Below are 13,508 nucleotides of genomic sequence, written 5' to 3' on the forward strand. Positions count from 1 at the left end.
ATCGCCTGTTATGATGGGGTGGACAGGCCGTGTCCCTGCCCGACAGGCTCCCTTCGGACGCCCATGCAGTCGAAGGCCTTGACTCTCTGACCGATCGGTCAGCAAACTACGGCGCCGGGACAGCGCCTTCCGCTGAGCCCGGCGCGCTTCTCCGATTCCAGTAACTCCGGGCGAAACCGCCGCCATCGCCGGACAGGCCAAGAGGATACCTTCTATGGGCAAGGAAACCGGCAAGCCATGGACGCTGGGCCTCCTGTTCGGTCTGGCCGGTGGTCTCGCCGTTCCCCCCGCGCAGGGGGCGGACCTTCTCGGGCTCTACCGGACGGCGGAGCAGGTAAGCCCCACTCTGGAGCAGGCCCAGAGGCAGCGCCTGATCGCCGACTACCGGGAGGACGAGGCCCAGGCCGGTTTCTTCCCCTCCCTGAACGGACAGGCCAGCCGCAGCTGGACCGAGGAGACCCAAGTGGTTACCGGGATTCAGGGAGGGTCCGGCACCACCACCTTCACCCAGGACCAGTACAGCTTCACGCTCACCCAGCCACTGTTCATGGGCGGGCGCACCTGGCTCGCGGTGGATGTCGCCGAGCAGGCCCAGCGCCAAGCGGAGGTCCAGGTGTCGGCTGCCCGCCAGGAGCTCATGGTCCAGGTGGCCGAAGCCTACTTCGGGGTGCTCGATGCCCAGGAGGAGGTGGACCTCGCCGAGCGGGAGATGCGGCGCGTTCGGGAACACCTGGAGCGCGCCCAGGCGCAGTTCGACGTGGGCACCGGGGACATCACCGGGGTGCGGGAGGCGGAGGCCCGCCGGGACCAGTCCCGGACGGGCCTGATCCGTGCCCGCAACAACCTGCGGACCGCCAAGGAGCGGCTCCGCCGCCTCATTCGCCGGCAGCCCCCCGCTCTGGAGGAGGTGGAGGAGGTAACCCTGGCCGACCCCGAGCTCCCCGATCCCGAGGCCTGGGTGGATCGGGCGCTCGAGGAGCACCCCGAGCTGGCCCGGCTCCGCGAGCAGCTCGACATCGACCGGAGCAACGTGGAGCTGGCCAAGCGCGAGCGCTGGCCGGATATCACGGCTCAGGCCCAGTACAGCAAGGTCGAAGGGGGCAGCTTCTTCACCTCCGACGAGGCCACCAGCGCCAGCCTGCAGGTGAACTGGCCCATCTTCCAGGGGGGCCGGGTCTCGGCGACCACCAACATCCGTCAGGAAGAGGCCGCCCAGACCCGCCTCCAGCTTGACGACCAGCAGGAGCAGGTCCGCGAGCAGACCACCCAGGCCTTCTACGACCTGGAATCCATCATGCAAGAGGTTCGCAGCCTGCGGGCCCAAGTGCGCTCCGCCGAGACCCAGCTGGAGGCGGTGCAGACCGGCTTCGAGGTAGGCAGGCGCACCAGCATCGATGTTCTGGATGCCCAGCAGGAGTACTTCGACGCCTTGCGCGACCTCGCCCAGGCGCGCAACCAGTACCTGCTCTCCCGGCTGCGGCTGCAGTCCGCGACCGGAACCCTGACCATGGCGGACCTGGAGCAGGTCAACCGCCAGCTGGATTAGCCCGGGATCCCCTCGGCCCCCAACCGGGGGCCGCCCCCTGCTTGCCGCCCTCACCGGCCGGAATCCGGCTTCTCCCCCTCCCCGTCGGCTTCTCCTTGCTTGCGCGCCATCATGGCTTCTCCCTCGAACTGCTTGGCCAGGATGGCGTGATACTGGCGGATGCGCTGCACGTACTGCACGGGCTCCAGCCCCCGCGCGTAACCGTAGGGGAGGTCCCGGTAATACTGCTCCTGCGAAAGCAGCGGCAGCATCTCCTTCAGGGTGCTCCAGCTGTCCGGATCGCGGTCGAACCGCTCCGCCAGGCGCCGGGCGTCGCGGATGTGCCCCAGACCCACGTTGTAGGAGGCCAGGGCGACCCAGGTACGGTCCGGCTCCTGGATGCTGTCGGGAAGCCGCTGGAACATCTTGTTCAGGTACTCGGCACCGCCCCGGATGCTGTTTTTCAGGTCCAATCGGTTGTCGATGCCCAGCGCGCCGGCCGTGCGGCGGGTAAGCATCATCATGCCGCGTACCCCGGTGGGGCTGCGGGCATCCGGACGCCAGTGGGACTCCTGGTAGGCCTGGGCAGCCAGGAGCCGCCAGCTGAAGGAATAGCCCTCGGCGGCCTTGCGGAAGAGATCCAGGTACTGCGGCAGGCGGTCGGTGATGCGCCTCTGGAAGATGGCGATGTCCACGTAGTCGAAGAGCTTGACGTGGCCGAAGTAGCGCTCGCGCAGCGCGCTCAGCACGCCCTCCTCCTCGAGGCCGGCGAGCCACTCCTCGAGGCGCCCGCGGAGCTTCTCCGAGCCCCGGGGAAGGGCCCAGGCCAGCTCCTGCTCCTGGGTGATGGAGAAGGGCACCACGAGCTCGGGGTAATAGCGCTGGTTGAGGGCCACGATGTTGGAGTCGGCCACCGTACAATCCGCCTCGCCCTTGCGGATCTTAAGCAGCACCTGCTCCACGGAGAGCTTGTCGGTGGTCCGCCAGTCCAAGTCGTGGATCACTTGCCTGATCTGCCGCAGCCGCTCCACGTAGCTGGTCCCCGCCAGGACCAGGAGGTCCACGTCCGGAAGCTCCTCCCAATCGTCGGGGATCCGCCCCCCTCGCTTGCAGACAACCTGCTGGCGCACCCGCTGGTAGGCGGGCCCGAAATCGAAGCGTTCCCGGCGTTCGGGGGTGCGGGTAATCCCGGCCGCTCCCAGGTGGCCCTCGCCCGCCTCCAGGGCCTCGAACACCGCGCTTATGTCCGCCACCACCTCGATGCGGAGCTCCACCCCCAGCTCCTCGGCGAACCGGCGGGCGAGATCGTACTCCAGGCCGGTTTCCCCGTCCCGACCATAGTAGTAGGTGGTGGGCGAATTCCGGGTCAGCACCCGCAGCTCCCCCGCCTCCCGGATGCTCTCCAGCGTGGAGGAGCCCCGCTCCTCGCCCCCAACCAGGCCGCAGCCCGTCAGCACCATGGCCGCCCCCGGAAGGAGCAGCGGCGGGAACGCCGTGTCCCCCAGCCACTGCACAGCTCGCCAAAGAGTGCGGCCCATCAAACAAGCTCCCCGGGCCGGCTCTCCAAGCCAACCCTAGTAAAAGGACAGGGTTTCAGCGTACCCCATTGTAGCGGATTCCCCGAACCCCCCTTAGGGGCTTGAAAACCGGCAAAACACCCCCATTTTTTGCGTAGGGGTGACATTCCCACGCGGATTCGGACAGGACGATCAGCGAAAGGAGGTGGCCATGGCAGTGATGCGGTATGACCCCTGGCGGACCATAAGCCAGCTGCAGAACGAGATGAACCAGCTGTTCGAGCACCGCCTGGACGGCGAGGAGAACGGCGAGACCGGCATGGTGGCCGCGGACTGGCGTCCGGCCGTGGACGTCCAGGAGGGCCAGTCGAGCTACACCATCACCGCCGACCTGCCGGGGGTGGATCCAAAGGACATCGACGTGTCCCTCGAGAACGGCGTGCTGACCATCCAGGGCGAGCGGAAGGACGACAGGAGCGAGGTGGACGGCGAGTACAAGCGGATCGAACGGATCCGGGGCACCTTCTTCCGGCGCTTCACCCTGCCGGACACGGCCGACGCGGAGAACGTGAAGGCCAAAAGCCGCAACGGCACCCTGGAGATCGTCATCCCCAAGCAGGAAAAGGTCCAGCCGCGCAAGATCCAGGTGGAGGCCTAGGCACAAGGGCCCGGCAGGGCCTGATCGTTCCCTGCGGCGGAACCTCCCCGCCGACTTTCTCGAAACGGGCCCTGCCCCTTGCAGGCCGGGCTCCTCCCCAGGAACCGCGCGGTCAAGGGTAACGGGATGGAATACAAGGATTACTACCAGATCCTGGGGCTCTCCCGGGATGCCAGCGCCGACGAGATCAAGCGGGCGTACCGCAAGCTGGCGCATAAATACCACCCGGACGTCAGCAAGGAGCCCGATGCGGAGCAGCGGTTCAAGGAGGTGAAGGAGGCCTACGAGGTCCTCTCCGACCCCGAGAAGCGCGCCGCCTACGACCAGCTCGGTTCCGGCTGGCAGCAGGGTCAGAGCTTCGAGCCGCCTCCGGGCTGGGAGGGCGGCTTCGATTTCCAGGGCAGCGGCTTCTCGGGCTTCGGACCCGAAGGGTTCAGCGACTTCTTCGAGTCCCTGTTCGGCGGCGGCTTCCGCCAGCAGGACCCCTTCGGTCGCTCCCGGGCGGGCACCTGGGGCGGCGCCGGCGGCTTCACCGGCCGCGGGGAGGACCAGCACGGCCGCCTGGAGGTCACCCTGGAGGAGGCCTTCCACGGCGGCCACCGGAAGGTCCACACCACCGTCCCGGAAATGGACGCCCAGGGCCGGCTGGTCCAGCGGCCCCATAACCTGGATGTCCAGATCCCGCCGGGTGTCCGCGACGGGCAGCAGATCCGGCTTTCCGGCCAGGGTGGTCCGGGACTGGGTGGGGGACCACCGGGGGATCTCTACCTGGAGGTCCGGATCAAGCCCCACCCTCACTTCCGCCTGGAAGGCAAGGACGTCTACCTCAACCTGCCCATCACCCCCTGGGAGGCGGCACTGGGCGACCAGGTCGCGGTTCCCACCCTGGGGGGCTCGGTAAACCTGACCGTTCCCGCGGGTGCCCAATCGGGCCAGAAGCTGCGCCTCAAGGGGCGGGGCTTGCCAGGCAACCACCCCGGGGACCAATATGTAATCCTGCAGATCAAGGTCCCCAAGCCCGAGACGGAGGAGCAGAAGGACCTGTACCGGGAGATGGCCCGGAAGATGCCTTTCAACCCGCGTGCGAACCTCGGGGCATAGCCCATGGCGGAACATCCGGAGCCGGTGTCCGGAATCGTCCTGGACGAAACGGTGGTCTACACCCTCGGCGAGCTGGGCCACGCCAGCGGACTGGGCGCGGACTACCTCATGGAGATGGTGGAGGTAGGGATCCTCGACCCCGCCGGGAGCGAGGAAGGCCGGTGGTGCTTCACCGGACACTCGGTACTGCGCCTCCAGGCCGCGCTCCGTCTCCAGCGGGACCTCGGCGTCAACCCGCAGGGGGCGGCCCTGGCCCTGGACCTGCTCGACGAGCTCTCGGACCTGCGACGGCGCGCGGACATCCTGGAAAGGCAGCTCTCCGGCTGAGACAGGACAAGATGGCCATGGCGGGCGGAAACCGGGCCGATCCCCCCAAGGGGCGAGGCGCCACCAGCAACCCCGAGGGGCGCTTCGAGCCGATTACCCACGAGCCCGTGGACGACGGCTGGGGCGACAAGGACCCCCTTCCGCCCACCCTGCGCACCGAGGTGGCCGTGGACGCGGCCCGTACCGCCATCACCTGGAACGACTCCCCCGACCTCCCCTTCGACCGGTCCGTTAACCCCTACCGCGGCTGCGAGCACGGTTGCATCTACTGCTACGCCCGCCCCAGCCACGCCTACTGGGACCTCTCCCCGGGACTGGACTTCGAGAGCCGGCTAGTGATCAAGCCCGAGGCGGACCGGCTCCTCGAGGAGGAGCTGGCGCACCCCGGCTACCGGTGCGCGCCCATGGCCCTGGGCACCAATACCGATCCCTACCAGCCCGTGGAGAAGAAATACGGAATCACCCGGCGCGTCCTGGAGGTCCTGGAGCGAACCGGGCATCCCGTCTCCATCGTCACCAAATCCACCCTGGTGGAGCGGGACCTGGACCTGCTCGCCGCCATGGCGGAGCGCAACCTGGCCACGGTCACCCTCTCCCTGACCACCTTCGATCGCGAGCTTTCCCGGCGCATGGAGCCCCGGGCCGCCGCCCCCAACCGGCGGCTGCGCATCATCAAGAACCTGACGGCGGCGGGGATCCCCGTGGGGGTGCTGGTGGCGCCGGTGATCCCGGTACTCACCGACGGCGAGATCGAGCGGCTCCTGGAGGCCTGCGCCGAATCCGGCGCGCGCAGCGCGGGCTACGTCCTGCTCCGCCTGCCGCACGAGGTGGAGGGCCTGTTCCGCGAATGGCTGGCCACCCACTACCCCCTCAAGGCCGAGCACGTCATGAGCCGGGTGGAGGAGGCCCGGGGCGGAGCCGCCAACGACCCTCGCTACGGCACCCGCATGACCGGCACGGGGGCCTACGCCGAGCTGATCGGGCGCCGCTTCAATCTGGCCTGCCAGCGCCTGGGGCTGGCCGGCCACGACCTATCCCTTGATACGCATCGCTTCACCCCGCCCCCGCCACCCTCGGGAACGCAGATGACGCTGTTCTGAGCCGGGCGGCGGGCCCGTCTGGGGCGCTCTTCAGAACAGGCTGCCCGCGGCGGCCAGATGGCGCTGCCAGTAGGCGTTTTCCAGGCTCGCGTAGGTGACCCGTTTGCCCTTGGAGGGGGCATGGATGAAATGCTCCCCTCCCGCGTAGAGCCCCACGTGGGACAGCTTGCCCGAGATCCGGAAGAACAGCAGATCCCCCGGCCGGATGCGGTCGGGGTCCACCTCGGAAGCTTCCTCGCGTAGCTCTTCCACGGTCCGGGGCACCGACATTCCCACCTGGGAATAGGCGTACTGGATGAGGCCGCTGCAGTCGAAGCCCGGGTCCCCGTTGCCGCCGAGCCGGTAGGGCGCGCCGAGGCCCGTGCGCGCCGCCTCCACCACGTGGGTGCGCGCCACCCCGACTCCGCTCACCGGTTCTCCTTGCAGGGTCTGTGCCCCCGAACTGCCGGAGCCTGGGGCGCACCCGGCCAGCGGCAGGGCCGCCACCAGAAAGGCTCCCCACCCGAGACCAAGGGCACCGAGCCAATGGCGGGCTGCGACGCGCATATCCACTTCCTTGTCTTGAATGTCCTCCCCGGAATTATTACAGAAAACGGCCAGTTCGGCCCACGGGCCTACCGTAGCCGAAAGGTCATCCGGAAGCGTATGGGAAGGGGCGTTTCCAGCTCGGTAGGCGGGGACGGCAGGGGCTCCGCCCCCCGAACGGCCTGGCGGGCCGCCCGGGCAAGCACTCCGGACCCCGCCGCCTGCAGGTCGCGGACCTTTCCCCGGCCTCCCAGCCGGAAGGAGATTCGCACCTGGCCTTCCAAGCGGCGGCGCTTGGCCGCGGGGGGATAGCGCTTGGCCTTCTCGATGCGCTCCAGGACCCTTCTCAGAAACCGATCCTCCCGCTCCGCATGGCCCGCCTTCCGGGCCTCCCCCCCGCCGCCCTTCTCGCTTGCCGGAAAGGCCCGATCGGGGGCGCCCTCTGGCTCTGGTTCCGGCTCTGGTTCCGGCTCTGGTTCCGGCTCTGGCTCCGGCTCCGGCTCTGGCTCCGGTTCCGGTTCCGGTTCCGGTTCCGGTTCCGGTTCCGGTTCTGGTTCCGGTTCTGGTTCCGGTTCCGGTTCCGGTTCCGGTTCCGGTTCCGGTTCGGGCTCCGGTTCCGGCTCCGGCTCGGGCTCCGGCTCGGGCTCCGGCTCCGGCTTCTGCTCCGCCGCGCTCCGGGGAGGCGGAGCCTCCGGGCTCGGCGGGCAGGCTGCCAGATGGACCGAAACCGGACCGGGGGAGCCGGGTTCTCCCGCGGGGGCCCGCGGGGTGGATCCCGGCCACAGCACGACGGCGTGGACCAGGAGGGCCGCCGCCCAGGCCCCCGCGCGGATCCGCCATTGATCCCTCATTCCGTTCCGTGGGTGACCAGGTCCACCGCCCCAGCCCCCACTCCCCGGGCCGCATCCATGATCCCCACCAGGGCGCCCAGATCCGCTTGGGTGTCCCCCCGCACCCGGATCCGCCGCGCGGGGTTTTCCGCCAGACGCTCCGCCAGGGTTTCCTCGAGCCGCCGGCGGGAAACGGCTTTCTCCCCCACAAACAGCCGGCCATCCTTCCGCAGGGTCACAGTGAGCCACTCTTGCGGCTTTTGGGGCTCACCGGTACGCGCCTCGGGGAGCTGCACATCCAGGGCCCGCTCCTCCACGAAATGGGCCGTGAGCATGAAAAACACCAGCAGCAGGAAGACGATGTCCACGAGCGGGGTCAGGGCGAGGCCGATGCTCCCGCCCCGGCGGCCGGACCTACCCGGCATCGGAAAGCCCCTCCCAGGCCGGGACCGGGTCCCGCTCCTCGGTAGTCCGCCCCCCGCCCCGCTCCTCCAGGATCGCGGACACGCATTGGTCCAGCCCGTGGGCCCTGCGCTCCACAGCCCCCTCCAGCAGATGCAGCAGGATCAGCAGGGGAATGGCCACGGTCAGCCCCAGCCCGGTGGTAAGCATGGCCTCCCAGATGCCGCCGGCGAGGGCCTGCGCGTCCACCCTGCCCCCCGCCTCCTCGATGACCCGGAACGCCTTGATCATGCCCAGCACGGTTCCCAGCAGGCCCAGCAGGGGCGCGGTGTTTGCGAGCACCCCCAGGGTGCCCAGCCCCCGCTCCAGGCGGTGCACCTCCCGCTGACGCACCCGGTTGCCGACACGGGCCAGGTCGCTGGCTCCGGCCCGGATTCCTTCCGCCATGGCCCTGGCCACGGCCGCCTCGGGGCCCCGCAGCCCGGTTGCGGCGATCCTGTCGGGGTGGGCCACAGCGGCCCTCACCCGGTCGACCAGCCCTTCCGGGGTCCGTCCCATGCGAAGGAAATGCAGATAGCGCTCCAGCACCAGGGCCAAACCGGCCACGGAGTACCCGATCAGGATCCATGTCACCGGCCCGCCCTTATCCAGCAGCTCGGTGGCATTCATGGCGTCACCCATCCCATGGCGGTGATGATTCCCAGACCCATCAGGAGCAGGGCGCTCGCCTGCTCCACCCGACGCGGCGAGCCGAGGTGCTCACGAAGCTGCCCGCCCAGGTGGGCCATCCCCAGCCCGAACACCAGCGCCGGCACCGCCACCGCCCCCGCGCCGAAGGCGGCGCCCAGGCCCAGGCCCGCCCACGGGCTTCCCGTGGACGCGGCCGCCAGCAGCAGGGTGGCCAGCGGAAGGCACGGGTTCAGGGCCATGCCGGCCCCCATCAGGAACAGTCCCCCGCGGTAGCCCGGGGGCCGCCCCGGCGCGTCCGCTGCCGCGACGGGCCTGCATACGCTCCGGGAGCGGGGCCGGCGCCCCAGCAGGGTCAGCCCCACCAGAGTCGTGGCCATCCCCAGGAGAAGATGGACCGGTGCCGCCTCCAAACCCTCCACCAGAGCCCGCCCCACCCCGCCGGAGGCCAGGCCCAGCAGGGCGTAGCCGGTCCAGCGGCCCAGGGAGAAGGGCACCATCACCCGCCATCCGCCACCCGCCTCCCGGACGGCGGCGGTGAACACGGGCCCCAGGTAGGGAAGGCAGGCCACATTGCAGGGCCCCGCCCCGAAGGCCAGCCCCATGGCCAGGGCGGCGGGCACGCCCAGGGCGGCGGTCTCGACCGTCATGCCCGCCCCTCCCCGGCGCGCCGCCGGCGCCACCAGCCCACCAGGCTGGCCGCCTCCCAGCGCCGCTGGGCCCGGTTGCGGGCCTTGAAGTAAACCGGGTCGGCGCCGAACACCTTGATTCCGGCGTATCGGAGCTGCAGGACGTCCCGCTCCGGACACATCTCCACGCACCGGCCGCACAGGGTGCAGTCGGCCATGGTGGCGTCGCCCGCCCGGGTGGAAGACTGGATCTCGTGGATGTCCATGGGGCAGGCCCGGGCGCACAGACCGCACTTGTCGCAGCGCGAGGAGGGCCGCTTCACCAAGCGCAGCAGGCCCAGCCTGCGGAAGGCGGCCTGCAGGGCCAGCATGGGGCAGACCCGGCAGAAGGGCTGGCGGAGGGTCATTCCCAGGGTGATCATCATGCCGAACAGGAACAGCCCGCTCCCGGTCCAGAAGGCGGCCCCGGGACTGGCCAGGCTCACCCGGATCTGGCTCGGGTCGGCGGTGGCCAGGGTGGTCAGGAAGCGACTGGGGCACACCTCGCAGTAGGGGGCGTGGTTGGAGAAACCGCCCGCGCTCACGCCGAGGCCCGCCAGCAGGGGGATACCGAAGACCAACAGCCCCAGGACGATCCATTTCACCGGCCGGGTCCGATGCACCGCGCCGGCCGGTAGCCCCTCCGGCTGGCGAAGGCCCACCTTCTGCCCCAGCAGCGCCAGCAGCTCCTGGAAATAGCCCAGGGGACAGGTCCAGCTGCAGAAGGCCTTGTTCAGTAGCACGAACAGGATCAGGAAGGTGCCCAGGGTCAACCCCATGGTCAGTGCTCCCGTGGCCAGATCCCGTCCCCCGACCACGGCCTCCCCGATGCGGTGGGTGCTCTGGTGCTGGAGGGGGACCAGGGCGCAGTAGTCCCCGGACTGGCTGTCGAAGGCGCAGGTCAGGGCGGGCCATGCCCCGCTTACCTTGTCGGCGGCGTAGGGACCCACCACCCCGGCCCCAAAGAGCAGGAAGACCACCACCAGGGTCTGCACCAGCCGCCGGATCACCGTCAGGTTGCGTAGCAGGATTCCCTCGCCCCGGCTCATTTTCGCCTCCCTTCCCCGCCGCGGCGGGCACCACGTTTCCGTTCCCGGTCCCCCGACCGGGCGTTCACGCGCCGGGCCGTAACCCCGCCGGCCACCAGGCCCGCCGCCAGCAGCACGCCGGCCCAGGCGAAGGACCGCCAGCGGTCGGGATCCGGGCCGTAACGGAGCGTCAGGCTGGTCCGGAACCACTTCCCGTCGGCGCGGTGGGCAGTGTGCAGCCGCATGGTTGCCGGAGGCGTGGCGCGGGCGCTCGTGCCGACCCGGGCGAAGTCCCGCGGGATCGTGAAGGTCACCATTCCGGACTCATCGGTCCGCCCCGTTAGCCGGCTGCCGTTACCCGTCCGCAGGACCACCTCCCGGTTGGCCAGGGGCTCGCCCTGGAACCGGACCCGGAAGCCGGCCACCATGGTTTCGGTGTAGCCGCTGTGCTCCCGCGGCAGGGGCGCGGGCACGATCTCCAGGGCGGCCTTCTTCCGGGCGGTGACGTCCCCGGGGCTGATCCGGTTCTCCGGCCGTACCGAGAGGGACCCGCGCAGGTCCGGCCGGGGGACATCCCGCAGCTTCAGGTAATGGATGGCGCTCTCCTCCCCTTCCCCGGTGCGACGGACCGCCACCAGGGCCTGGTAGTAGCCCGGGGCGGTGGCCGGAAGCTCGGGGCGGCCATTGGCAAGCTTCACCGCTCGAGGTCCGGGACTCCAAAGCGTCACCCGTGCCTCCTGCCGATCCTCGAGGACCGGCCCCGAGCGGGCGGACTCGCCCCGCCCTTCGAGGTCCCACCCCAGGGCGGCCGTCGCCGGGGCGGGGGACGCGAGGACCGCGACCAGGAGCACCTGCACCCCGCGGGGCATTCGGCGGCAGTAGCTGTTCACGACGCGCCCTTTCCTGCCCGGGTGGGGGCTCAAAATTCGGCCTTCAGCCCGGCGCTCCAGGTGCGGCCGGGGTTGACGGCGATGGAGACGTCCTCGGCGTCGTAGGCGCCGTCCTCGTTGGTGTCGCGGTGGCCGCGGACCGAGTTGTAGTAGTCCTCGTCGAGGGCGTTCTCCAGGCGCCCGAACAGGGACCAGCGGGTGCCGCCGGGGCCGTCGAATTCGTAGCGGGCGCGCAGGTGGAGCAGCTCGTGGCCGTCGATCTCCACCCGGTTCATCTCGTCGGCGTAGTAGGAGGACTCGTACACCCCCTCCGCCGTGAGGGTCAGCCCCGGAAGCGGCCGCCAGTCCACAATGGCGTTGAGGGTATGGTTGGGGGTGCGGGGGATCTCGTTGCCGGTGTTGTCCAGGGTCTCGCCCACCACGTAGTCACCGGCGTCCTCGTCCCAGACGAGCAGGTTGAAGTTGTCGTAGTCGGTGAATTCGGTTTCCAGGTAGGTGTAGGCCACATGCACCGCCACGCTCCTTTCGGGATCGCTGTTGACCGCCAGCTCCAGGCCGCGGTGGCGGGCCCCGCCGATGTTGTCGTACCGACCGTCCTCCCCGCTCTCGGGCCCAGCGTAGGTCCCCGAGGTCCCCATGACGTAGTCGTCCCGGTCGATCTGGAAGGCGGCCAGGCTCCCCCGCCAGTCCACCCCGGCGAGGGTGGCGCGCGCGCGGAGGCCCACCTCCTTGTTCACGGCGAATTCCGGGTCCAGGTCAGAGTTGGGCGCGGTGGTGCCGGTGGTGCTGTAGCTGCCGACGAACAGCTGTTCCACCGTGGGGGCCCGGAAACCGGTGGAGACGTTGGCGTAGAGGTCCAGGTCCTCCCCGGCGGCCCAGTTCGCGCCCAGACGGCCACTGGGCACGCCGAAGCGCTCCTCGCCGTCGTCGGCGCCCTCCAGGTGGTCCCGGTACTCCAGGTCGATCCGGTCCCAGCGGCCGTTGGCGGTCAGGGTCAGGGCCTCCAGGGGCTGCACCTTGAGCTCGCCGTAGGCGGCCGCCACCCGCTCGTCGGTGCGGTTGTCCTCGCGGAGCTCCCCGGGCTGGTAGGTCGTCACCCCGCCCCCGGACCAGGCCGTGGTTTCCACCAGGTAGGCCACCTCGTTCTCGTAGTAATTGCTGCGCAGATCCGTTCCGACCATCCAGGCCAGGCCCCCCGCGCTGTCCCGGTATTCCCCCTTGATGCCCCGCTGGGCCTGCTCGTAGTCATTGTCGTAGGTGTACTGGTCGGGGTCGTCGTCGGTGGGATTGGAGACGAAGTCGGTGCGATCGCCGTAGAAGTACCCGGTGGCCATGAGGTTGCCCCCGCCCGCCAGGTCCCGGGAATAGGTCAGGTAGTACTTCCGGAGCCGGACGTCGAAGTGGTTGGCGTAGTCGTTGTAGGCGGGATCCTCGCTCTTCGGATCCTCCTCGGCCGCCGTCACCCCCTTCACGGTGCCGTGGCTGTTCTTCTCCCGGTCCGCCACCTCCAGCCCGACGGTCAGGTCGCTCCAGTCGTCCAGGTAGTACTGAAGCTTGCCGTTCAGGTAGTCCGCCCGGTGGTCGGCGTCGTCGTGGTAGCCGTCGGCCCAGCGGCTGGAGACCTGGAGATGGCCGTTGAAGCTTTGCCCCGCTAGGCCGGCCCGACCCAGGTACCTGCGGTAGCCGTAGCTCCCGGTCTCCCCCTCCACGCGGACCCCCGCCTCGTCGGCGCCGCGCTTGGTGGTGATGGAGACGGCGCCACCGAGGGCGTCGTCCCCGTAGAGGTAGGAGGCGCCGCCCTTGGTGACCCGGATGGACTCGATGTTGTCCAGGTCGATGTTGACGCGGCCGGTGCGCTCGAACACCGGCACCCCGTCGATCACCACCGCCACCCCGGGCCGCTCGCCCATGTACCGCTGGTCATCGACGCCCCGCATGTGGATTTTGACCCAGCTCCCCCCGCTCTTCTCGGTGGTCACGCCGGGGATCCGGCGCAGCACCTCCTGGATATCCTGCGGCTGGGCCTTCTCCACCTCCTCCTGGTCCAGGCTCTGGACGGAGGAGGGCCGGTCGCGCTGGTCCTCGAATCGGTCATCGATGGTGCTGGATTCCACCTGGATGGTGCCCAGGTCGGCCGCCTGGGAGGAGGCCATGGCACCGAAGGCGCCCAGGGTGGTGAGCAGGGTCCCGCGCAGACGGGCTCCCCTTGGCCGGATGCGGTTCGGGCGCATTTGCCCCTCCTTGTGGCCG

Annotated in this window: 14 protein-coding genes; 5 read left to right on the top strand and 9 right to left on the bottom strand. The window is 69.9% G+C overall.

Annotated elements, in window-relative coordinates; genetic code table 11:
• The first annotated feature begins 214 nt into the window (after positions 1-214).
• Complete coding sequence (locus tag AN478_RS09330) at positions 215-1,546, top strand: TolC family outer membrane protein (RefSeq protein ID WP_054966331.1); 1,332 nt, start codon at positions 215-217, stop codon at positions 1,544-1,546.
• Positions 1,547-1,596: 50 nt separating this feature from the next.
• Here the strand turns inward: AN478_RS09330 and mltF are convergent, their stop codons facing one another.
• Complete coding sequence (gene mltF / locus AN478_RS09335) at positions 1,597-3,063, bottom strand: membrane-bound lytic murein transglycosylase MltF (protein ID WP_074471203.1); 1,467 nt, start codon at positions 3,061-3,063, stop codon at positions 1,597-1,599.
• Positions 3,064-3,253: 190 nt separating this feature from the next.
• On the opposite strand from mltF, the gene AN478_RS09340 reads away from it, so the two are divergent.
• The 4 genes from AN478_RS09340 (at position 3,254) to AN478_RS09355 (ending at position 6,228) form a co-directional block, all read left to right on the top strand.
• On the top strand, positions 3,254-3,700 hold the full coding sequence (locus AN478_RS09340; RefSeq protein WP_054966332.1) for an Hsp20/alpha crystallin family protein: 447 nt from the start codon (positions 3,254-3,256) through the stop codon (positions 3,698-3,700).
• A 126-nt stretch (positions 3,701-3,826) separates the two neighbouring features.
• The gene (locus AN478_RS09345) at positions 3,827-4,801 is read left to right on the top strand and encodes a DnaJ C-terminal domain-containing protein (RefSeq protein WP_054966333.1); all 975 of its coding nucleotides are present in this window, start codon (positions 3,827-3,829) and stop codon (positions 4,799-4,801) included.
• A 3-nt stretch (positions 4,802-4,804) separates the two neighbouring features.
• Positions 4,805-5,128 (top strand): chaperone modulator CbpM, encoded by a 324-nt coding sequence (locus AN478_RS09350; RefSeq protein WP_054966334.1) that lies wholly within the window; start codon positions 4,805-4,807, stop codon positions 5,126-5,128.
• A 17-nt stretch (positions 5,129-5,145) separates the two neighbouring features.
• A complete protein-coding gene (locus AN478_RS09355) occupies positions 5,146-6,228 on the top strand; it encodes a PA0069 family radical SAM protein (RefSeq protein ID WP_054966389.1) in 1,083 nt (360 codons plus the stop codon).
• Between the two features lie 30 nt (positions 6,229-6,258).
• Here the strand turns inward: AN478_RS09355 and AN478_RS09360 are convergent, their stop codons facing one another.
• The 8 genes from AN478_RS09360 to AN478_RS09395 all read right to left on the bottom strand — a co-directional run bounded on the left by AN478_RS09360 (position 6,259) and on the right by AN478_RS09395 (position 13,489).
• On the bottom strand, positions 6,259-6,774 hold the full coding sequence (locus tag AN478_RS09360) for a C40 family peptidase (RefSeq protein WP_074471202.1): 516 nt from the start codon (positions 6,772-6,774) through the stop codon (positions 6,259-6,261).
• 68 nt (positions 6,775-6,842) lie between these two features.
• On the bottom strand, positions 6,843-7,604 hold the full coding sequence (locus AN478_RS09365; RefSeq protein WP_054966336.1) for a TonB family protein: 762 nt from the start codon (positions 7,602-7,604) through the stop codon (positions 6,843-6,845).
• Positions 7,601-8,008, bottom strand: coding sequence for an ExbD/TolR family protein (locus tag AN478_RS09370; protein WP_054966337.1), 408 nt, complete (start codon positions 8,006-8,008; stop codon positions 7,601-7,603). The genes AN478_RS09365 and AN478_RS09370 overlap by 4 nt, the downstream gene beginning before the upstream one ends.
• Positions 7,998-8,654, bottom strand: coding sequence for a MotA/TolQ/ExbB proton channel family protein (locus AN478_RS09375; protein ID WP_082432993.1), 657 nt, complete (start codon positions 8,652-8,654; stop codon positions 7,998-8,000). The genes AN478_RS09370 and AN478_RS09375 overlap by 11 nt, the downstream gene beginning before the upstream one ends.
• Positions 8,651-9,322 carry an urease accessory protein UreH domain-containing protein gene (locus AN478_RS09380; RefSeq protein WP_054966339.1) on the bottom strand — a complete coding sequence of 224 codons (672 nt, stop codon included), beginning with the start codon at positions 9,320-9,322 and terminating at the stop codon, positions 8,651-8,653. The genes AN478_RS09375 and AN478_RS09380 overlap by 4 nt, the downstream gene beginning before the upstream one ends.
• Positions 9,319-10,389 carry a 4Fe-4S binding protein gene (locus tag AN478_RS09385; RefSeq protein ID WP_054966340.1) on the bottom strand — a complete coding sequence of 357 codons (1,071 nt, stop codon included), beginning with the start codon at positions 10,387-10,389 and terminating at the stop codon, positions 9,319-9,321. The genes AN478_RS09380 and AN478_RS09385 overlap by 4 nt, the downstream gene beginning before the upstream one ends.
• Positions 10,386-11,258 (bottom strand): DUF4198 domain-containing protein, encoded by an 873-nt coding sequence (locus AN478_RS09390; protein WP_143004039.1) that lies wholly within the window; start codon positions 11,256-11,258, stop codon positions 10,386-10,388. The genes AN478_RS09385 and AN478_RS09390 overlap by 4 nt, the downstream gene beginning before the upstream one ends.
• A 29-nt stretch (positions 11,259-11,287) precedes the next feature.
• The gene (locus tag AN478_RS09395; protein ID WP_054966342.1) at positions 11,288-13,489 is read right to left on the bottom strand and encodes a TonB-dependent receptor; all 2,202 of its coding nucleotides are present in this window, start codon (positions 13,487-13,489) and stop codon (positions 11,288-11,290) included.
• Positions 13,490-13,508 lie beyond the last annotated feature (19 nt).

The organism is Thiohalorhabdus denitrificans, from assembly GCF_001399755.1.
In the GTDB taxonomy this organism is placed as follows: domain Bacteria; phylum Pseudomonadota; class Gammaproteobacteria; order Thiohalorhabdales; family Thiohalorhabdaceae; genus Thiohalorhabdus; species Thiohalorhabdus denitrificans.